Genomic DNA, 19,735 nt, shown 5'->3' with positions numbered 1-19,735 from the left:
GAGATGTCTCGTGGGGTGCAGGAGTCCGCGACGGGTGCTTCGGAGATCGCGGGCAACATCACCGGCATCGCGACCGCTGCGCAGGAGAGCGCGGCGACGATGCAGCGGATGAGCGTGGCGGTCGACGAGCTTGCCCAGGTCTCGGTCGAGCTGCGCACCCGCGTCGCCCAGTTCCGGATCTGAGCCCGCCGGTGAAGCACAAGGCGTCGACCGCGCGCCCGGCCGGGAGCCCTCCGGGGTCCTCGGCCGGGTGCACGGCCCTGCCCGCCGTCCCAGGAGGACTCGCGTGATCCGGGTGCTCGTCGTCGACGACTCGGTCGTCATCCGACGCCTCGTCACGCAGACCCTCGAGCGGGACCCAGAGATCACGGTCGTCGGCACCGCTGCCGACGGACGCCTCGCCCTCGCGAAGGTCGAGCAGCTCGAGCCCGACCTGATCACGCTCGACATCGAGATGCCCGTGCTCGACGGCATCGAGACGGTGCGCGCGCTGCGCGCCGCCGGCCGGCGCATGCCCGTCATCATGTTCTCGACGCTCACGGAGCGCGGAGCAGGGGCGACGCTCGACGCGCTCACGGCCGGGGCGACGGACTACGTGACGAAGCCCAGCGGCACGGGCTCGGTGCAGACCGCCCTCGAACGGGTAGGGCTCGAGCTCGTCCCCAAGATCAAGGCTCTCGTGCCAGGTGCCCGTCGACCGGCAGCGGCGGGGCCCGGCAGCGCGGTCGCGGCCGCCGTGCCGACCACGCGCAGGGCGGCGCCGCGACGCCCGGTCCGTGCCGTCGTCGTCGGCTCCTCGACCGGGGGGCCCGACGCGCTGCGCAGGGTCTTCTCGGCGATCCGTGAGCCGTTGCCCGTGCCGGTCCTCGTGGTCCAGCACATGCCGCCCGTGTTCACCCGCCAGCTCGCGGAACGGCTCGACCGTGAGGGGCCCACGACCGTGGTCGAGGCCGTCGGAGGAGAGATCCTCGCGCCTGGTCACGCCTACCTCGCGCCCGGCGGGCGTCACCTCGAGGTCGTGCGCCGGGGCTCCAGCCTGGCGACCGCCGTCACGGACGGCCCACCCGTCAACTTCACACGCCCCTCGGTCGACGTCCTGTTCCGGTCCGCGGTCCAGGTGCTGGGTGGCGACCTTCTCGCGCTCGTCCTGACGGGCATGGGCTCGGACGGGCGCGACGGCGCAGGAGCGGTCACCGGGGCCGGGGGACACGTCGTCGCCCAGGACGAGGCCTCGTCGGTCGTGTGGGGCATGCCGGGTGCCGTGGTCACGGCGGGCCACGCCCACCAGGTCCTTCCGCTCGACCACCTCGCCCGAGCCGTCGTCTCGGCGATCGAAGGAGCACACGCATGACCGTGTCCACCCAGTCGTTCTCGTTCGTGAGCGACCTGGTCCGCCGGCACAGCGCGATCCAGCTCGCCCCTGGCAAGGAGTATCTCGTCGAGTCGCGGCTCGGACCGTTGGCCCGGGAGAAGGGGCTCCACGGGACCGACGCCGTCGAGCAGTACGTGCAGAGGTACGTGCGCACCGGTTCGAGCGGCGAGATCGTGCGCGTGGTCGAGGCCATGACGACCAACGAGACGTCCTGGTTCCGTGACACCTCGCCGTTCACGGCCCTGCGACGCGTCGTGCTGCCGGCCCACGGCGACGGCGACCTGTCGATCTGGTCGGCAGCGTGCTCGACGGGCCAGGAGCCCTACAGCATCGCGATGGTCCTGGCCGAGCAGGGGCACCAGCGCTTCCGGATCCTCGCGACCGACATCAACGCGCAGGTGCTCGACCGTGCCCGTGGCGGCCGGTACAGCCAGCTCGAGGTCAACCGCGGGCTGCCCGCCCCGATGCTCGTCCGGCACTTCCGACGGGCCGGCGCGGAGTGGGAGGTCGACCCCGCGCTGCGCCGGAACCTGACGTTCGAGAAGCACAACCTGCTCACGCCGCCTCCGGGCGTCGGGACGTTCGACGTGGTCTTCCTGCGCAACGTCCTCATCTACTTCGACATGCCCACCAAGCAGTCGATCCTCGCCCGGCTCCGTAGCCGGGTGAGACCTGGCGGCTACCTGATCCTGGGTGCCGCCGAGACGACCGTCGGTGTCGATCCCGCGTGGGAACGCGTCGACGGCGCACACGGCTCCATCTACCGACTCCGAGGAGGCAGCGCATGAGAGCGCTGGTGATCGACGACTCGCGCGTGATGCGCCGCATCGTCGCGTCGACGTTGAAGGGTCTCGGCTTCGAGATCGCCGAGGCGGGGGACGGGCGCGCAGCGCTCGACCTGCTCGAGGCCGGTGAACGCTTCGACCTGGCGTGCGTCGACTGGAACATGCCCGTGATGGACGGCCTGGAGCTCGTCCAGGAGGTCCGCAAGCGCCGGGACTGGCGCGACCTCACGCTCATGATGGTCACGACCGAGTCCGAGCAGAACCAGATCGTGCGTGCCCTCGCGGCCGGGGCGCACGAGTACCTCATCAAGCCGTTCACCCCTGATGCGCTCGAGGCGAAGCTCGACATGCTCGGGCTGCTGCCGCAGAAGGAGCTCGCATGACCGACACCACCTCGACGCTCGCACAGAGCGTCGTCCCGATGGCGCAGGACCTGTTCACCGCGATGGTCGACGGCGAGCCGGGGTTGCTCCTGCCCATGGAGGCCCTGGAGGAGCCGATCACCGACCCGCTGTACGCCTGGGTCGACATCGTCGGACCGGCGGTCTCGCGCACGCTGGTCGTGACGGCCCGTGAGACCGCGGACCGTCTCGCCCGCTCGCTCCTGCTCAAGGAGGACGACGAGCCGGTGACGCTCGAGGACGTCCAGGACGCGCTCGGGGAGGTCGCGAACGTCGTCGGTGGGAACCTCAAGGCCATGATGCCCGAGGGGTCGTCGCTGACGCTGCCGGTCGTCGAGCACGCCGAGCCCTCGGCCTCCCGCCCGGCTGATCACGAGCAGGCGCTGCTCTGGTGGGGCGGCCCGATCCTCATCCAGCTGTGGACCTCGACGAACGGAGAAGACCTGTGAGAGTCCTCGTGGCGGACGACAGCCGCGTCATGCGACAGATCGTCCTGCGCACCCTGCGTCAGGCGGGCTTCGGCGACTGGGACGTCGTCCAGGCCGGTGACGGTGCCGAGGCGCTCGCCCTGACCCGCGCGGAGAAGCCCGACCTCGTCCTGTCGGACTGGAACATGCCCGAGATGAACGGGATCGACTTCCTGCGTGCGCTGCGCGCGGGCGGTTCGAGCGTCCCGTTCGGCTTCGTCACGTCGGAGGGCTCGCCGCAGATGCGCGAGCTCGCCGAGAGCGAGGGGGCGCTGTTCCTCATCGCCAAGCCCTTCGACGCCGGCACGTTCGAGTCGGCGTTGCGTCCGCACTTCCGCTGACCTCATCCACGCGCACCCCCAGCGCACCACCCACCGAGAGACCCCGGAGGACCCCACTCGTGACCACCACGCCCCTGCCCCAGCTCAAGGAGATCAAGGACCTGTACGCGGGCCTGGTCGGCCGTGCGTGCACGGCCGTGCCGGCCGGCCGGCTCATGACGCCCGAGACGAAGGGACTCGTCGTGGCCACCTACCTGAGCAACCGCGGCCAGGTCGAGGCCGTGGTCGCGGTCGACGTCCCCCTGGGCGCGTACCTCGGCGCGTCGATCGGCCTCATGCCGCCCGGACCGGCGAAGGACGCCGCGGCGGACGGGAGGCTCAGCGACGTGCTGCTCGAGAACGTCTCGGAGGTCCTCAACGTCACGGCCGGGCTCTTCAACACGCAGGATGCCCCGCACCTGGTGCTCGCCGACGTGTTCGACTCGACGCGGGCCGCCCTGCCGGGCACCGCCGTGTCGTTCCTGCGCAGCACGGGTCGTCGGCTCGACGCCGAGGTGGAGGTCGCGGGCTACGGCGGAGGAGCCTTCACGGTCGTCCTGCGGTAGTCCTCCACGGCACGACGCACGAAGGAAGGCCCCGCCGGTTCCCCGGACGGGCCTTCCTTCGTGCGTCGAGCACTGCGTCGAGCGGGCCTGCGTGGAGCAGCGCACCCGGTGCGGCGGGGGACGGTGGTCAGGCCGGGACGAGCTCTCGCCGCAGGTCCAGTCCCTGGCCGTCGAGGATCGTCTGGATCGCGGCACCGGTGTCCGGGTGTACCAGGACCGGGGCCATGAGGTTGACGCTCACGACCCCGGCGCGTGCGCTCGCGACCACGAGGACCACGGGGTCCTGGTCGGACGCTCCGATGAGCGCGAGGTCGCCCGCCGGGATCGCGGGGGCGTAGTCGGGCACCCAGCGGCCCGGGTCGACGACGAGGAGCTCGACGCCGGGGACGTCGAGAGCCGCGAGCGTGTAGACGCCTTCGGCCTGCTCGTCGAGCAGCTCGAAGCGGCGCGCGGTGAGGCCCGGGGGCGGGGTCACGAAGGTGATGGTGGTCATCGGAGATAGTCCATGAGAGTGGGCTGCAGGAGGTTGGACCCGATGCTCAGCGTCGCCTGGTAGGCGACCTGCTTGAGCTGGAGGTCGATCGCGATCTCGGCGATGTCGGCGTCCTCGATCCCGGCGCGCTGCGTCTTGAGCGCGAGCTGAGAGTCGGCGTTGGTGTCCGTGGCACGTTCGAGCTGGTTCTGCCGTGCACCGACGGTGGTGTGCTGGGTCAGGACGGCGGACAGCCGGGAGTCCACGGCTGCGAGGTGGCCCCGGACGTTCGTGCCCGTCCGCAGGTCGGCCACGACCGTGTCGAGGAGGGCGAAGACCGATCCCGCTCCGGTGCCGAAGACCGCGGCCCCGTCGATGTCGACCTGGACGGTCGAGTCGGCACCGATACGACGCTCGACGCTGCTGCCAGGGACACCGGTGAAGCTGTAGTCGTCACGGAACGCGACGCCCTCGTCGGACGTGCCGGCGAACACGTTGCGCCCCAGGTAGGTCGTGTTCGACTGGCGCAGCAGCTCGGAGCGGAGCTCGTCGAGCTCGACCGCGATGGCTTCGCGCGCGTCGGGCGACGCCGTGTCCGAGGCTCCCTGCATCACGAGGTCGCGCACGCGCTGGACGACGTCCGTGACGGACCCGAGCGCCGAGTCGAGCGTCGAGAGCCAGCCGTCGCCGTTCTCGATGTTGCGCTGGTACTGCTTCTCGGTCGCGAGCTGGTTGCGCACCGACAAGGCGTCGGCCGCCGCAGAAGGGTCGCTCGACGCGCGGACGAGCTTGCGTCCGGACGTGCCCTGCTCCTGGAGCTCGGCCATCCGGGCGAGGTTGGCCTGCATGCTTCGTGTGACGAACGAGGCCTGCATCTGGTTGGTGATGCGCACGGTTCTCCCCTAGGAGGCGGGTCGGGCGGGCGGGCCGGCGGGCCGACGCGGCGGACGGTTCGGGTGGGTCACAGGCCGACGCGGCCCGTGCGGTTGATGAGCTGGTCGAGCATCTCGTCGACCGCGGTGAGGACACGCGCGGCCCCCTGGTAGGCGTGCTGGTACTGGACGAGGTTCACGGTCTCCTCGTCGAGCGAGACGGCCGAGTTGGACAGCAGGTCGGAGAACGCCGCGGTGGACGCGATGGTCGCGAGCTTCGCGTCGTACGTCGCCGAGCTCGACTTCACGGCGATCGTCGCGACGTGTGCGGACCAGCCGGCGTCGGGACCGTCGGACGCGACGCCGAGTCGGGCGATCTTGTCCGCGACGGATCCGTCGAGCGCGCCGCCGCCGCCGCTCGCAGCGACCTGCGAGGGGTCGGTGACCGCGACCTTGATGCCCGACGCCGGGGGCTTGCCCGCGTCGAAGACGAAGAAGGGGCCTCCCGGCGCGCCCGTCGTCGTCTGGGCCGTCGTGTGGAGCGCGTTGACCTGGGCGGCGATCGTCGAGGCGAGGGTGTCGTAGCCCGCCGCGGCCTGGGCGTACACGCCACCGGACGAAGCGGGTGCCAGGGCGGACAGGTGCCCTGCGAGGTCTCCGCCCTCGAGGGCGACCTGCGCCCCGGCGCGGTGCGCCCACTCGAGGCGGACAGGGTCCGTGGTCACGCCGTCCATCGACTGCGAGCCCGCCAGCTTGACCGGGTTGGTCGTGGTGCCGTCGACGAGCAGGTTGCCGCCCAGCAGGACGCTGACCGTGCCGTCCGGGTTCATGCTGGCCTGGGCGCCGGCGACCTGTGCGAGCGAGGCCGTCACCTGGTTCCGGTGGTCCACGAGCTCGTTGGTCGAGACACCCTGGCCTGCGGCGTCGCGGATCTGTGCGTTGAGCGCCGCGACCTTGTCCGCCATCGCGTTGACCTCCGAGACGAGGGAGGTCGCGCTCGTGCGGGACTGCTGCCACTGCCCGGCGACCTCGGCGCGCCCCGCGACGAGCCGGTCGACGATGCCCACCGCGCGCTCGATGACCACGCGCGCCTGGGCCTCCTTGCCGGGGGCGTTCGCGACGTCCTGCCAACCGCTCCAGAACGACTGCAGGGTCGCGGACATCCCCGTGTCCGAGGGCTCGCCGTGGATGTCCTCGACCGCGTTGAAGGCCGTGGCGCGCACCACGGAGTACCCCTCGTTCGACGCGGTCTGCCGCACGCGGGACTCGAGGAAGAGGTTCCCGAGCCGGGCGACGCCGTCGATGCTCACGCCCTGGCCGTTGCGCACGGGCTGGGCGAAGCGCGCCAGGCCCATCTCGGCCAGCGGGGAGACGGACGACTGCTGGATGCGCTGACGCGTGTAGCCGTTGGTGTTGAGGTTGGCCACGTTCTGACCGGTCACGTCGATACCGGCCTGGGCGGCGTTCAGGCCCTGGCGGGCGGTGTTGAGGATGGCGAACGAGCTCATGGGCGCGGTTCCTTACAGGATCGTGTCGAAGAGGCGGGCGACGGCGGACTGCGCCGTGGCGGCGCCGGTCGCGTCGTAGGTCCGCGCCTCACCGCCGAGCGTCGCGAGGGTCTCCTGCGTCGAGCGTGAGGCGTGGTTGACGATCTGGGTGTTGGTGTCCCGGACCGTCTTGATGCGCACCGTCAGCTCGGTCAGGCCGGCGAGGTGCCCCTCGAAGATCTCGCGCCACGGTCCGGTGCTCTGCGCGGCCGCCGCGATCTCACGCAGCGTCGCGTCGGGGGACAGCCCCCAGGACGAGGCGACCGTCTCGGAGGCGACGGTGCGCACGAGGGTCGCCTCGCGCACCTTCTCCATGACGGTCTCGACCTCACGGTTGGCGTGCGCGAGCCAGCGGGTGCGGCCGGCCGTGAGGAGCAGCTGCTCCTCCTCGAGCTTGAAGAGCAGCATCTCCAGCAGCTCACGCTCTCGCCACAACAGGGTCGACAGCTCCTGAGGGCCCAATGCGGCTCTCCCTTACGTGCGGCGTGGTCGGTCGGGACGGCGGGCCGCGAGGCCCGCTCGGAGACCACTGTCGGTCGCTGCGGCGCGGATGTGGCGACTGATCGTCGACCGATCCGCATGGGAGTCCTTGACGCGGTCGCCACCGCGTACCTCGCAGCGTCCTCCCCGGTGCCCTCTCGGGGCGGTGCGACGCAGGGTGCCCAGCAGATGCCCAGCAGAAAGGTGCTTCGGCGTGAACCTCTCCGAGCGCAATGCTCTCGTCGTCGACAACCTTGCCCTCGTCGGCTTCCTCGTGTCCGACCTGTGCGCCCGAGCGGACCACCTCTCGCGGGAGGACCTCGCGTCGGTGGGGGCGATCGCGCTGACGACGGCCGCGACGGCGTACGACCCGGCCCGCGGGGTGCCCTTCGGTGCGTACGCCCGACGCCGCATCGTCGGTGCCCTCTCGGACGAGCTGCGGTCCCAGGACTGGGCGCCCCGGTCGGCGCGCAAGCGGATCAAGGAGCTCACCGCAGTCGAGGCCGCGCTGACGGCGTCGTTGGGCCGGGAGCCGACCGACGTCCAGGTCGCCGAGGCCATGGGCGTCGTGGTCGCGGACGTCCGGGCGATCCGCGACGACGCCGGCCGCTCGATCGTCGCGGTCGACGACACGATGTACGAGCACGTGGTCCTCGATGCGCCGAGCCCCGAGGAGCAGGTGCTCGCGACCGAGGAGCGGCACGTCGTGCGCGAGGCCGTCGCGGCCCTGCCCGAGCAGCTGCGGTACATCGTGGAGGAGGTCTACTTCGCAGGCCGCACCGTCGGCGCTCTCGCCGAGGAGCTCGGCATCGGGCACTCGACGGTCTCGCACGCGAGGATCGAGGCGGTCCGCCTGCTGCGTGAGGGGCTCGAGGCGCACTACTCCGACCGGGAGTCGCGGGGCTCGACGGCGCCGCTGTCCGCGCGGCGTCGTGAGTACCTGGCCGACGTGGGGGACAGGGTCGCGGGTGGCGCGACCCGCCGTGCCGCCTGGTCGACCCCCGCGGCCTCCTGACCTCAGGGTCGCCGGGCGCCGGCCCGCGACCAGATCTCACCCGCTCGGTGCCAGACGACGACGTGATCCGTGCCGACAGTCGTGGTCGACCGGCCCATGGATGGGCTGGGGGACCATTCTTCTCGCCCGTCTCACGGAGGACTCATCATGGGCTTCAGCGTCAACACGAACGTCTCTGCACTGAACACGTTCCGTAACCTGACGAACACGCAGAACAGCCAGAGCAAGTCGCTCGAGAAGCTGTCGTCGGGTCTTCGTATCAACCGTGCGGCCGACGACGCCGCGGGTCTGTCGATCGCGGAGGGCCTCAAGGCTCAGGTCAACGGCTACTCGGTCGCTGCTCGTAACGCGCAGGACGGCATCAGCGTCGTGCAGGCTGCTGAAGGTGCGCTGGGCGAGTCCCAGTCGATCCTGCAGCGTATGCGTGACCTCGCGGTCCAGGCGTCCTCGGACACGAACAACGCCGACGCCCGCACGGCGATCAAGTCCGAGCTCGACGAGCTCGCGAACGAGCTCACCCGCGTCGTGCAGTCGACGAACTTCAACGGCATCAACCTGCTCACCGCCGCGGCGACGGACCTCACGGTCCAGGTCGGCGCGGAGGGTGCCGGCAGCGGCAACACCATCACCATCGCCCTCGCGGCGAACGACCTCGAGACCATCATCGGGGCCGGGATCTCCGCCGCCGGTGGTGGGTCGTCGCTGACGGTCGCCACGGCGGCGAACGGTCAGGCCGCGATCGAGACGATCGACACGGCGCTCAAGGCTGTGTCGACGGCTCGTTCGAACTTCGGTGCGACGCAGAACCGTCTGGAGTACGCGATCTCCAACATCAACGTCGCCGCGGAGAACCTGACCTCGGCGGAGTCGCGCATCCGCGACGTCGACATGGCCAAGGAGATGATGAACTACTCGCGCACCAACATCCTGTCCCAGGCCGGTACCGCGATGCTGGCCCAGGCCAACCAGTCCAACGCCGGAGTCCTGCAGCTCCTCGGCTGAGACTGACAGCCACCCGACGGGCGGCGGCGTCCGCACAGGTCGCCGCCCGTCGGGTGCTCTTCCCTCACCGACCTGACCCTGGCTGACCCAGCCGACCCAACGTCCTGGAGGCATTTCCCGTGGGCATCACTCTCTCCGGTCTCACGTCGAGCGGGCTCGACGTCAAGGCGCTGGTGGCGGACCTCATGAAGGTCGAATCGATCCCCCAGCTCAACCTCCAGGCCAAGGTCAAGCTCCAGCGCACGGAGATCACCGCGCTCCAGGACCTCAACACGCGCATCGCCGCGCTCGCGAAGTCTGCCAAGGACCTCACGTCCCCCAATGCCCTCGCCCAGTTCAAGGCGACGAGCTCGTCGGACGCCGTCGCGGTGACGGCCAAGCCGGCGGCCGGCGCGGGCACGATCGACCTCGTCGTCGACTCCGTCGCCGCGGGCCAGAAGTCCGTGACCGGGGCCATGAGCACGGCCCCCGGCACGAAGTTTACGATCACCGACGCCAAGGGCGCGCACACCGAGGTCACGGCGGCCTCGTCCTCCCTCGACGACGTCGTCGCGGCCCTCAACGGGTCGGACACGGGCGTCCGGGCCGTCAAGGTGTCCGCAGGCACCGACCCCGGTACGGGCGAGAAGCTCTTCCGCCTCCAGCTCACGTCGACCGAGACCGGTGCCGAGAACGCGTTCTCGTTCCACGCCGGCACTGCGGCCGAGGTGGACGGCGGCACCGCGACCAACCTCCTCACGGCCCCGGGGGCCGCGACCGTGACCGCCGCCGCCGACTCGAAGGTGCGCCTGTGGGCAGGGACGCCCGCCGAGCAGACCGTGACGTCGTCCACGGCGGTCTTCACCGACCTGCTCCCGGGCGTGGACGTCACGGTCGCCAAGGCCTCCGCCAACCCGGTGACCATCACGGTCAACGAGGACACCGAGGCGCGGACCGCCACGGTCAAGGGCTTCGTCGACTCGGTCCAGTCGATCCTGTCCCGCATGGCCGCGCTGACCAAGGTCACGATCGCGGCCGACGGATCGACGTCGGGCGCGACGCTGGCCGGCGAGTCCGTCGTGCGCAACGCGCGCCAGACGCTGACCGACGCCGCGTCCTACCCGATCGACGGCGAGTCGCTGTCCGCGATCGGCATCGAGATCACGCGCACCGGCGAGGTCGTGTTCAACGCCGAGAAGCTCGACGCAGCCCTGGCGGCGGACCCGAACAAGGTCACGGCCACGTTCAACAAGGTCGCGGCCCGTGTCCAGGAGGCCGCCGAGTCGCTGTCGGACAAGTACGACGGCCAGCTGACCACCTCGATCCAGAACCGTGAGACCAACGCGAAGCGGATGGACGAGCAGATCGTCCGGTGGGACACCCGGCTCGAGCAGCGCTACAACCGGCTCAGCGCGCAGTTCACCTCGATGGAGGTGCAGCTCGCGAAGCTCGACTCCCAGCAGCAGTGGCTCACAGGACAGCTCAACGCCCTGAACCCGTCCAAGCGCTGACCCTCCCGCGAAGGAAACCCCGTGACCAACCTCGCCCAGAGCGCCTACGGGCGCGACGCCATCCTCACCGCGTCGCCGGCGCGTCTGCTGACCATGCTCTACGACCGGCTGGTGCTCGACCTGCGCCGGGCCGAGGTCGCGCAGGGCGAGGAGCGCTGGACGGCCGCCTCCGAGCAGCTCCTGCACGCGCAGGCGATCGTCGCGGAGCTCATGGGCTCGCTCGACACCTCCGTCTGGGACGGCGGCGAGGACCTCCTCGCCGTGTACGTCTACGTGCACGAGGCGCTGGTCGCGGCGAACGTCCACCGGGACATCGCGCGCACGCACGAGGTGCTCGAGCTCGTCCTGCCGCTGCAGGAGACGTGGCGCCAGGCCGCCGAGGTGCTCCCTGCGGGGCACGACAGCACCTCGTCCGTCCGCACGGGCGGTGTGTCCGGTGTCGCCTGACTCGCAGCTCGTGACAGCCCGGCCCGGGACGGCGGCGCCGGCAGCGTGGGAGCTCCAGGAGCCCTCGCGGGTGCAGGGCTCGCCGGCCCTCGCGGACGCGTCCGAACCGTCGGTCGCTCCGGAGCCGGACGCCGCCCTCGACCGTCACCGAGCCCTCGACCCGCAGGGTGCCACCGACGCTGTCGCGGACCCGCACGCCGCCTGGTCCCGTGTCCTGGACGACCTCGCCGCGATGTCGGCGGGGGCTGGTCCCGACGCCGGCGCCGAGGTGATGGACAGGCTCGTCCGCTGGACCCCGCCGACCGACCTGGGGCGCCTGCCGGCGAGCCTGGTGGACCGCGCGCTCGAGGTCCTGGCGGGCCATGCGCACATCGTCGACCACCTGCACGACGCCGTCGCGGAGAACCGTCGGCACGCGCGGGCGCTGTCCGCCGTGCCGACCGTGCACGACGCGCCGGTCGCCGCCTACCTCGACGTCGAGGCCTGACCCGCTCCGTTCCGCGCGCGCCTGGCGGCGCCGCGCACGCCCCTCGCGGCGGACGACGGCTGACTCCCCGCAGCCCTGCATAGGGCTCGAAGTGACACGACGACGCATCCCTTCGCCCCCGACCCGGGGCAGGGCACGCGACGCACGACGGCCGCCCTGCGGCCGAGAGATCACGGTGAGCACGGACGACTCACCCCGTAGGCCATGGGACGGCCGACACCTCCGACGTGGGGATACCGCGATCGTGTTCGACTCCGTCACCTCCTTGGCGCTCCAGAGCGCGCTCGACGGGCTCTCCGCCCGTCAGCGTGTGATCGCGGAGAACGTCGCCAACATCAACACCCCCGGGTACACCGCGAAGCGGGTCCAGTTCGAGCAGGCGCTGGCCTCCTCCGTCGCCTCGGGCGAGGGGCGCGTCGCGTTCAGCGTGTCGCGCTCGCTCGAACCCACCCAGCTCAACGGCTCGAACGTCAACCTCGACACCGAGACGCTCTCCAACATCGACACCGTGCTGCGCTACCAGTTCGCGACGCAGGCTGTCGGCGGCGAGGCGGCCTCGCTGCGCGCGGCGATGAGGACGAGCTGAGATGACGTTCGACGCGATCGGCATCGCCAGCACCGGCCTGACCGTGCACCGCAAGTGGCTCGACGCGGTCGCCGACAACCTCTCCAACGTGAACACCGTGACGTCGACCGACGACGCCGCGTTCCGCGCCCGCTACGTGACCGTGCAGGAGGGTGGCAACGACACCCCCGGCGCGTTCGTCGCGGGCGCCGCCTGGGGCAGCGAGGAAGGGCGCGTCACGTACGAGCCGGACCACCCGCTCGCCGACGAGGACGGGTACGTGCGCTACCCGGACATCGACATGTCCGAGCAGATGGGCAGCCTCATCCTGGCCCAGCGCGGGTACCAGGCGAACGCGGCGGTCGTCGACCGGGCCAAGACGGCCTACGAAGCAGCCCTCCAGATCGGGAAGTGAGCCCCATGCCTGTGTCTCCTATCGAGCCCACGACCGCGACCGGCTACCTGTCGGGTGCCGAGGCTGCGTCGGCCCTGTCGGGCCTGTCGCCCTCCGCCGCCACCGCGTCCACGGGGCAGGTGGGCGCGAGCGCGTTCGCCGAGGTCCTCGGTGGCGCGGTCGACAACACCCAGCAGCTGCAGGCCGCCTCCAACGAGCTGACGATCGCCGCGGTGTCGGGCGACCTGGCCGACATCCACCAGGCGACGATCGCCTCGACGCGTGCCGCTACCACCCTCGAGCTCGTCGCCACCGTGCGCAACAAGGCGGTCGACGCGTTCAACGAGATCATGAGGATGCAGGCCTGACATGCCGGAGAAGATCAAGTCGTCGTTCGGGCGCGCGTTCGGCGCCGTCCGCGACTTCACGATCGCGCAGCGCACGCTCGCGGTCCTCGCCCTCGCGATCCTCGTGGTCGCCGTGGTCGGTCTCGTGTCCTGGGTGTCGCGCCCCAGCTTCACGCCCCTGTACTCGGGCATGTCGAGCGCGGACGCCTCGGCGATCGTGGACCAGCTCAGGTCGCAGGGCGTCCCCTACCAGCTGACCGACGGCGGAGCGACGGTGCTCGTGCCCGAGGAGCAGGTCTACGAGCAGCGGCTCGCCGCCGCCGCGGCGGGGCTGCCGGCCGACGAGTCGACCGGCGGGTACTCGCTGCTCGACGAGATGGGCGTGACGTCGAGCGAGTTCCAGCAGGACGTGACGTACAAGCGTGCGCTCGAGGGCGAGCTGGCGCGCACGATCGGCGCCATGGACAACGTCTCGACCGCGACCGTGCAGCTCGCCATCCCGGAGGCCACGGTCTTCGCCGCGGAAAAGGGCACCCCGACAGCGTCGGTGTTCGTCGCCCCGGCTCGCGGCAAGTCGCTGGCACCGGAGCAGGTCGAGGCCATGGTGCACCTGGTGTCGGCCTCGATCGACGGCATGTCGCCCACCGACGTCGCCGTCGTGGACCAGAGCGGCGCCGTCCTCTCGGAGGTCGGCGTGGGCACCCGGTCGTCCGGCAAGCAGAGCTCGGAGTACGAGGAGCGCACGGCCCGGGCGGTGCAGGCCATGCTCGACCGTGTCGTCGGTGCGGGGAACTCCACCGTCGCGGTGACGGCCGAGATGGACGTGTCGAGCTCGGAGCGTCTCGAGGAGAAGTTCACCGCTCCCGAGAACGGACCGGTGCTCAACGAGTCGACCACGACCGAGGAGTACTCCGGCACCGGCGGAGGCGGGGCAGGCGTGCTGGGGCCGGACAACATCGCGGTCCCGAACGGCGGGAGCGGAGACAGCACCTACACGTCCCAGGACGCGACGCGCAACAACGCGGTCGACAAGACCACGGAGACGACGACGCGGCCCGCAGGCGCCCTGACCCGTCAGACGGTGTCGGTCGCGCTCAACGCCGACGCGGCCGGCGCGGGCAACACCGCGGCGATCACGAGCCTCGTGGCGGCCGCGGCCGGCATCAACCCGGACCGCGGGGACGTGGTCGAGGTCGAGCGGCTCGTGTTCGACACGGGGGCTGCCGACGCCGCCCAGGCCGCGCTCGCCGCTGCCGAGGCAGCGGCCGCCGCCGAGAAGCAGGGCCAGATGCTGCGGACCGGAGCGGTCGTCGCGGGCATCCTGCTGCTCCTCGTCCTGGGCCTCGTGGTCTGGTCGCGGGCCCGTCGCCGCCGTGAGCGTCGCGAGACGGTCGACATCGCCGACCTCGAGCTGCGCCCCGTGGGCGACGGTCTCGACGAGTTCGGGCCGATGCACGGTGGCCGGGACGACGGTGACGGGCTGCTGGAGCCGGTGCCTACGCGCCCGGAGATCCAGCCGCCGACGCCCCGCTTCTCGAGCCTGGACCAGCGTCGGGCCGAGGTGGACGCGCTCGCCGGGGCCGACCCGGACAAGACGGCCGAGTACCTGCGGGTGCTCCTCGCCGAGGACAGGGCGGTGCGGCGATGACCGTCACGACGAACGCGCCCGGTACCGGCGTGCAGGACGCACCGACGGGTACCCCGGGTGCCCCCGCGGCGAGCGTCACGCAGACGATCACGATCGACGCCCCCGACTCCGGGGAGTCACGCCTCCCGGTCGAGACCCTGCGCCGGATCGCCGGCATGTCCGGTGTCCAGAAGGTCGCGCTCGTGCTCATGCAGATGAGCCAGGACCGCGCCGCCACGGTCATGTCGCTGTTCTCCGAGGAGGAGACGGGCGAGGTCGCCGCGGAGATCATGCGGACGCAGGTCGTCGACCCGGACCTCGCGGTCGCGGCCCTCGACGAGTTCTACGACATGGCGCTGTCCGGCAGCCCTCGTCCCCGAGGCGGCAAGGACCTCGCGGTCGGCCTGCTCGAGGCGTCGCTGGGGGTCGACAAGGCCGCCGACGTCGTCGAGCGCCTCGTGGCGAGCATGCAGGGCAAGGCCTTCGAGTACCTCGACGGGACCGAGCCGGGTCAGATCATCTCGCTGCTCGACGGTGAGCACCCGCAGACCGTGGCCCTCGTGCTCGCGCACCTGAGCGCGACGGTCGCGTCGTCGGTGCTGGCCAACCTGGCCGACGAGTACCGCACCGACGTGGCCCAGGCGCTGGCCACGATGGGTACGGCGTCGCCCGAGGCGGTCAAGCTCGTCTCGGACCAGTTCCGTGCCCGCATGGGGGCGAGCATCGCGCCGCGTCAGCCGGTCGAGATCATCGGCGGGGTCCAGCCGCTCGTCGACATCATCAACCGCTCGGACGTCGCGACCGAGAAGGCTCTCCTCGAGGGCCTCGAGGCGCGCGACCCGGCGCTGGCGGACGAGGTCCGCTCGCGCATGCTGACGTTCGAGGACATCGCCTCGTTCGAGGCGCGCGACGTCCAGATCATCCTGCGCGGTGTGGAGATGGCGGTGCTCGCGCTCGCGATGAAGGGGACGACCGCACGGGTCGTCGAGGCCGTCACGACCAACATCTCGGCGCGCAACCGCACGCTCCTCGACGAGGAGATCGCGGGCCTGGGGGGCGTGCGCGTGAGCCAGGTCGAGGAGGCGCGGGCCGAGATCGTCCGCATCGTCCGGGACCTCGAGGCCGACGAGAAGATCACGATCCACCGCACGGACGGGGACGAGCTTGTCTACTGAGTCGGCGTTCGTCCCGAGCGCGGTGCCGGTGCTGCACAGCTCGCGGGTCCAGGAGGTCGAGGCGGCCGCGTCCGCCCGTGGCTACGCCGCGGGGTACGCCGCGGGTGCCCGCGCCGCCCAGGAGGGCATGGACCGGCTGCGGGCCTCCCTCGAGGAGGAGCACGCGCGCCGCGCCGCCGAGCAGGTCGAGAGCATCCGGCGCACGGTCACGCTGCTGCACGAGGCGGCCCGTGCGCTCGCCGAGCGCACGGTCCCGGTCGTCGAGGCCGCGCAGGACGCCACGTTGCGCGGTGCGCTGGGGCTCGCCGAGGCGATCGTCGGTGTGCAGCTCACGGACCGCTCCCAGGCCGCGCACGCCGCGCTCGCCCGGGTGACGTCGAACGCCGAGGCTGCGGTCGTCGAGGTGCGCCTGCACCCCGACGACGTGCGCCTGCTCACCGAGGCCGGGGTCAGGGAGCCCGTGCTCGTGCCGGACGCGACGCTGCGCCGGGGCGACGCCGTGGCGGACCTCGAGCACGGCTTCCTCGACGCCCGCGTCGGGGCGGCGGTCGAGCGGGCCAGGACCGAGCTCGCGGAGCTCGTCGAGGTCGCGGAGCTCCCGGGCACGACGGGGCTCGACGAGGTCGCCGAGCGTCGCAGCTCGGGGCGTCCCGGGGTCGGGAGGGCGGGGGCATGACGGCGGTCGACGTGATGGACAGGGCGACCGCCCGTCCGCTCTCCGGTCCGGCGCCCTGGCGTCCGGCCGCGCTCGACGACCTGGCCGCCGCCGCCCGCCCCGAGCGGGTCGGTGTCGTGTCCTCGGCCGTCGGCCTGAGCGTCGAGGTCGCGGGACTGCGGTGCGCCCTGGGGGACCTGGTCCACATCGGGGAGGCGCCCCACGGCGTCGCGGCCGAGGTCGTGGCGACGTCGGAGGGGCTGGCCCGGTGCATGCCGCTCGGCAGGCTCACGGGGGTCGGCGCCGGTGCGCCCGTGCGCACGAGCGGCACGGGCATCCTCGTCCCCACGGGGCGGGGACTGTTCGGCCGCGTGATCGACGCGCTGGGGCGACCGGTCGACGGCCTGGGCCCGATCGTCAGCGACGTGCGGGTCCCGGTCGACAACGAGGCGCCCTCGGCCATGGACCGCGCCCGCATCGACACGCCGCTCCAGACGGGCGTGCGCGTGCTCGACTCGCTCGTGACCCTCGGCCGTGGGCAGCGCATCGGCCTGTTCGCGGGCTCGGGTGTGGGCAAGTCGTCGCTGCTGTCGATGGTGGCGCGCGGGACCGACGCCGAGGTGTCGGTCATCGCCCTCGTCGGCGAGCGTGGTCGTGAGGTCCGCGAGTTCCTCGAGGACGACCTGGGGCCCGAGGGCCTGGCGCGGTCGGTCGTGGTCGTCGCGACGTCGGACGAGCCGGCCATGATGCGTCGTCGGGCCGCGTTCACGGCGACCCGGATCGCGGAGGCCTTCCGGGACGAGGGCGCCCACGTGGTGCTCATGATGGACTCGCTGACGCGCGTGTCCATGGCCCAGCGCGAGATCGGTCTGTCGGTCGGGGAGCCCCCGGCCACGCGCGGGTACCCGCCGTCGACCTTCTCCCTCATGGCGAACCTGCTCGAGCGGGCGGGCACGGGCGTGCGCGGGTCCGTGACGGGGATCTACACGGTCCTGGTCGACGGCGACGACCACAACGAGCCGATCGCCGACCAGGCGCGCTCGATCCTCGACGGGCACGTGGTGCTCGACCGGGCCATCGCGGTCTCGGGCCACTACCCGGCCGTGGACCCGCTCGGGTCGATCTCGCGGGTCGCGTCACGCGTGACGACCCCCGAGCAGCGGTCGCTCGCGCTGACCCTGCGCAAGGTCCTCGCGGCGCGCCGCAAGGCGCAGGACATCCTCGACATCGGGGCGTACAAGAAGGGCACCGACCAGCTCGTGGACGCCGCGATCACGCACGAGCGCGCGATCGACGCCTTTCTCCAGCAAGCCATGACGGACGGCACACCGGCCGAGGAGACGTGGTCGCGCCTCGCGCGACTGACCGAGGCCCTGATCGACGGGGAGGCGTGATGAGCACGAAGTTCCGGCTCGCGGGGGTGCTGCGGCTGCGGCGGCTCGAGGAGGACACGGCCAAGGCGCGTCTCGCGAGCGCCCACGCGGACCTCGCGCAGACCGTCGAGGAGGCGGGCGGGCTCTCGGCGTACCTCGAGTCGTCGCCCGACCGCGCCACGACAGGTGCTTCGCTCGCCGCGATCGCGGCGTCGCGAGCCGCCACGAGCGCGCTCTTCGCAGCCCTCGAGGCCGAGGCGCGCCGCAAGTCGGCCGAGGTCGACGCGGCGTTCAGCGGGCTCCAGGGAGCGCGGACGGCGCGCCTCGGGCTCGAGAAGCTCGAGGACCGTCACGACGAGGACGTCGCACGCGCCGAGGGGCGCGCCGAGCAGGTCACGCTCGACGAGGTCGCCTCGTCGACGTGGCGACCGACCACCGGAAGGACCACCGGACCATGAGCATGACCCAGGCCCTGACCCGCGTCGGGGAGATCCGCACCGAGATCTCGGCCCTCCAGGACCCGACGGCTGCGCGCGGCGCGTCGTCGACGGGCACGACGGGCACGTCCTCGGGTACCGGCGCGGCGAGCGCGACCGACTTCGCGTCGGTGCTCGCGGCGGTCGGCGCCGGGGACGCGAAGGGGTCGTCGGACCTGTTCGGCAGCCTGCTGTCGTCGCTGACCGGCACCAGCACGGGGACCGGAGCCGGCACCGGCGCCTCTCCGGGGTCGCTCGATCTCGCGGGTCTGTTCTCCTCGCTCGCGGCCGGTGCGACGTCGGCCGGCAGCGCGACCTCCGCGGGCGCGGCGGCCGCCGCGACGCCGTCGGCAGCGGCCACGAACGGCGCCACGTCCGGTGCCGCGGGCAAGGCCGGGGCGATCCTCGACACGGCCAAGCAGTACCTGGGCGTGCCCTACGTCTGGGGCGGCGAGAGCCTGGCCGAGGGTGGTCTCGACTGCTCGGGTCTCGTCCAGCTCGTGTTCGGCGCGCACGGTGTCGACCTCCCGCGGGTCGCGAAGGACCAGATGCGTCAGGGCACCGAGGTCGCCTCGCTCGCGCAGGCGCAGCCCGGTGACCTCATCGTCCAGCGAGGTGGCAAGCACATCGGCATCTACCTGGGCGACGGGCAGATGATCCACGCGCCCAAGCCCGGCCGGACGGTCGAGATCACGCCGGTCACGGACGCCTCCGTGACCACGATCCGCCGCGTGCTGGGCTGAGGGGCGCCGTCATGACCGCTGTCACGTCGTCGCTCGCGAGCATCCTCGCCCCTCCTGCCACGCCCGGCCCGCGCCGCGGCGCGGGGGACTCCTCGGACGCGTTCGGCCGGTCGCTCGCCGCGGCGTCGGACGAGGCCGCCGGGCAGGCAGGCACGCCGTCGCCCGGCGAGGGGCCGGGCGTCGTGGGCACCCTGCCCGACGGCGCCGCTCACCCGGGGAGCGTCGGTGCACCTGGCGTCCCGGGCAGCCAGGCAAGCTCCGGAGCGTTCGTCGAGGGGATCGTGCCCGGTGAGGGCGGGACGGGTACGGCCTCCGACGGTGTCCTCGGCAGCGAGGACACCGACGAGACCGACGGTGCCGGCGAGGGGACGGGCGTCGAGGGGGCTGTCGTGGTCGACGGGCAGCTGCCGGCTGCGCTTGCCGTGGTCCCGCCGTCCGCGCCGCCCGGCTCGGCCGTGCTCCCGGAACCCGTCGGTCTGCCGGGGACCGCAGGTGCCGTCGCCGACACCGGTACTGCGACCGGAGTCGTCGGGCCGTCCTCTGCCGGACCGGAAGAGCAGGCCACCGGGCCCGTGCCACCGGCAGGCAGCGCGGCGCCGACCGCCGGGGAGCCTGGGGCGTCCGTCGGGCCGGCCGCCGCGGGGGGCGCCGGCCCGC

At 72.2% G+C, this 19,735-nt stretch carries 24 protein-coding genes and 2 pseudogenes; 22 read left to right on the top strand and 4 right to left on the bottom strand.

All coding sequences use genetic code 11. The features are described from left to right. The 7 genes and pseudogenes from H9652_RS13520 to H9652_RS13490 all read left to right on the top strand — a co-directional run. Window positions 1–183 (top strand): annotated as a pseudogene (locus tag H9652_RS13520) (methyl-accepting chemotaxis protein); the annotation flags it as partial. A 103-nt stretch (window positions 184–286) separates the two neighbouring features. Then, the gene (locus H9652_RS13515; protein ID WP_191796699.1) at window positions 287–1,351 is read left to right on the top strand and encodes a protein-glutamate methylesterase/protein-glutamine glutaminase; all 1,065 of its coding nucleotides are present in this window, start codon (window positions 287–289) and stop codon (window positions 1,349–1,351) included. Further along, a complete protein-coding gene (locus H9652_RS13510; RefSeq protein ID WP_191796698.1) occupies window positions 1,348–2,160 on the top strand; it encodes a CheR family methyltransferase in 813 nt (270 codons plus the stop codon). Before H9652_RS13515 ends, H9652_RS13510 begins: the two co-directional genes overlap by 4 nt. Beyond that, window positions 2,157–2,540: a response regulator gene (locus tag H9652_RS13505; RefSeq protein ID WP_138825814.1), complete on the top strand. Its 384-nt coding sequence runs from the start codon at window positions 2,157–2,159 to the stop codon at window positions 2,538–2,540. Before H9652_RS13510 ends, H9652_RS13505 begins: the two co-directional genes overlap by 4 nt. Beyond that, a complete protein-coding gene (locus H9652_RS13500) occupies window positions 2,537–3,007 on the top strand; it encodes a chemotaxis protein CheX (RefSeq protein ID WP_191796697.1) in 471 nt (156 codons plus the stop codon). The genes H9652_RS13505 and H9652_RS13500 overlap by 4 nt, the downstream gene beginning before the upstream one ends. After that, a complete protein-coding gene (locus H9652_RS13495; protein ID WP_191791652.1) occupies window positions 3,004–3,366 on the top strand; it encodes a response regulator in 363 nt (120 codons plus the stop codon). Before H9652_RS13500 ends, H9652_RS13495 begins: the two co-directional genes overlap by 4 nt. Window positions 3,367–3,425: 59 nt before the next feature. Continuing rightward, complete coding sequence (locus H9652_RS13490) at window positions 3,426–3,911, top strand: hypothetical protein (protein ID WP_191796696.1); 486 nt, start codon at window positions 3,426–3,428, stop codon at window positions 3,909–3,911. Window positions 3,912–4,038: 127 nt separating this feature from the next. Here H9652_RS13490 and fliW read toward each other — a convergent pair whose 3' ends face one another. The 4 genes from fliW to H9652_RS13470 all read right to left on the bottom strand — a co-directional run bounded on the left by fliW (window position 4,039) and on the right by H9652_RS13470 (window position 7,264). Further along, window positions 4,039–4,404, bottom strand: coding sequence for a flagellar assembly protein FliW (gene fliW, locus H9652_RS13485; protein ID WP_191796695.1), 366 nt, complete (start codon window positions 4,402–4,404; stop codon window positions 4,039–4,041). Continuing rightward, on the bottom strand, window positions 4,401–5,276 hold the full coding sequence (gene flgL / locus H9652_RS20345; protein ID WP_318244170.1) for a flagellar hook-associated protein FlgL: 876 nt from the start codon (window positions 5,274–5,276) through the stop codon (window positions 4,401–4,403). The genes fliW and flgL overlap by 4 nt, the downstream gene beginning before the upstream one ends. Window positions 5,277–5,344: 68 nt before the next feature. After that, the gene (flgK, locus tag H9652_RS13475) at window positions 5,345–6,763 is read right to left on the bottom strand and encodes a flagellar hook-associated protein FlgK (RefSeq protein WP_191796694.1); all 1,419 of its coding nucleotides are present in this window, start codon (window positions 6,761–6,763) and stop codon (window positions 5,345–5,347) included. 12 nt (window positions 6,764–6,775) lie between these two features. Next, a complete protein-coding gene (locus tag H9652_RS13470) occupies window positions 6,776–7,264 on the bottom strand; it encodes a flagellar protein FlgN (protein ID WP_138825802.1) in 489 nt (162 codons plus the stop codon). 232 nt (window positions 7,265–7,496) lie between these two features. Between H9652_RS13470 and H9652_RS13465 the strand changes: the two genes are divergently transcribed. From H9652_RS13465 to H9652_RS19860, 15 genes and pseudogenes are all read left to right on the top strand, one after another. Next, window positions 7,497–8,297, top strand: a complete 801-nt coding sequence (locus tag H9652_RS13465) for a sigma-70 family RNA polymerase sigma factor (protein WP_191796693.1) — start codon at window positions 7,497–7,499, stop codon at window positions 8,295–8,297. Between the two features lie 147 nt (window positions 8,298–8,444). Further along, window positions 8,445–9,299 carry a flagellin N-terminal helical domain-containing protein gene (locus H9652_RS13460; protein ID WP_138825798.1) on the top strand — a complete coding sequence of 285 codons (855 nt, stop codon included), beginning with the start codon at window positions 8,445–8,447 and terminating at the stop codon, window positions 9,297–9,299. A 119-nt stretch (window positions 9,300–9,418) separates the two neighbouring features. Next, window positions 9,419–10,789: a flagellar filament capping protein FliD gene (fliD, locus tag H9652_RS13455; RefSeq protein WP_191796692.1), complete on the top strand. Its 1,371-nt coding sequence runs from the start codon at window positions 9,419–9,421 to the stop codon at window positions 10,787–10,789. Window positions 10,790–10,810: 21 nt separating this feature from the next. Beyond that, window positions 10,811–11,236, top strand: a complete 426-nt coding sequence (fliS, locus tag H9652_RS13450; RefSeq protein WP_191791658.1) for a flagellar export chaperone FliS — start codon at window positions 10,811–10,813, stop codon at window positions 11,234–11,236. After that, complete coding sequence (locus H9652_RS13445) at window positions 11,226–11,723, top strand: hypothetical protein (RefSeq protein ID WP_191796691.1); 498 nt, start codon at window positions 11,226–11,228, stop codon at window positions 11,721–11,723. The genes fliS and H9652_RS13445 overlap by 11 nt, the downstream gene beginning before the upstream one ends. A 244-nt stretch (window positions 11,724–11,967) precedes the next feature. Continuing rightward, window positions 11,968–12,309: a flagellar basal body rod protein FlgB gene (locus H9652_RS13440; RefSeq protein WP_138825786.1), complete on the top strand. Its 342-nt coding sequence runs from the start codon at window positions 11,968–11,970 to the stop codon at window positions 12,307–12,309. Between the two features lies 1 nt (window position 12,310). Then, a complete protein-coding gene (locus H9652_RS13435; protein ID WP_138825784.1) occupies window positions 12,311–12,703 on the top strand; it encodes a flagellar basal body rod protein FlgC in 393 nt (130 codons plus the stop codon). Between the two features lie 5 nt (window positions 12,704–12,708). Beyond that, window positions 12,709–13,050, top strand: coding sequence for a flagellar hook-basal body complex protein FliE (gene fliE, locus H9652_RS13430; protein ID WP_191796690.1), 342 nt, complete (start codon window positions 12,709–12,711; stop codon window positions 13,048–13,050). 1 nt (window position 13,051) lies between these two features. Beyond that, window positions 13,052–14,677, top strand: a complete 1,626-nt coding sequence (fliF, locus tag H9652_RS13425) for a flagellar basal-body MS-ring/collar protein FliF (RefSeq protein ID WP_191796689.1) — start codon at window positions 13,052–13,054, stop codon at window positions 14,675–14,677. Then, entirely contained in the window at window positions 14,674–15,831 is a 1,158-nt protein-coding gene (gene fliG, locus H9652_RS13420) for a flagellar motor switch protein FliG (protein WP_225228221.1), read from the top strand. Before fliF ends, fliG begins: the two co-directional genes overlap by 4 nt. Further along, window positions 15,821–16,507, top strand: a complete 687-nt coding sequence (locus H9652_RS13415) for a FliH/SctL family protein (RefSeq protein WP_191796688.1) — start codon at window positions 15,821–15,823, stop codon at window positions 16,505–16,507. The genes fliG and H9652_RS13415 overlap by 11 nt, the downstream gene beginning before the upstream one ends. After that, a complete protein-coding gene (locus H9652_RS13410; RefSeq protein ID WP_225228220.1) occupies window positions 16,504–17,880 on the top strand; it encodes a FliI/YscN family ATPase in 1,377 nt (458 codons plus the stop codon). Before H9652_RS13415 ends, H9652_RS13410 begins: the two co-directional genes overlap by 4 nt. Next, entirely contained in the window at window positions 17,880–18,317 is a 438-nt protein-coding gene (locus H9652_RS13405; RefSeq protein ID WP_138825776.1) for a flagellar export protein FliJ, read from the top strand. Before H9652_RS13410 ends, H9652_RS13405 begins: the two co-directional genes overlap by 1 nt. After that, the gene (locus H9652_RS13400; RefSeq protein ID WP_191796687.1) at window positions 18,314–19,078 is read left to right on the top strand and encodes a C40 family peptidase; all 765 of its coding nucleotides are present in this window, start codon (window positions 18,314–18,316) and stop codon (window positions 19,076–19,078) included. The genes H9652_RS13405 and H9652_RS13400 overlap by 4 nt, the downstream gene beginning before the upstream one ends. 11 nt (window positions 19,079–19,089) lie before the next feature. Continuing rightward, window positions 19,090–19,735, top strand: a pseudogene (locus H9652_RS19860) (hypothetical protein); the annotation flags it as partial.

It is taken from the genome of Oerskovia rustica (assembly GCF_014836555.1).
Lineage (GTDB): Bacteria > Actinomycetota > Actinomycetes > Actinomycetales > Cellulomonadaceae > Oerskovia > Oerskovia rustica.
This window is presented reverse-complemented; position numbering and strand designations above follow the sequence as displayed.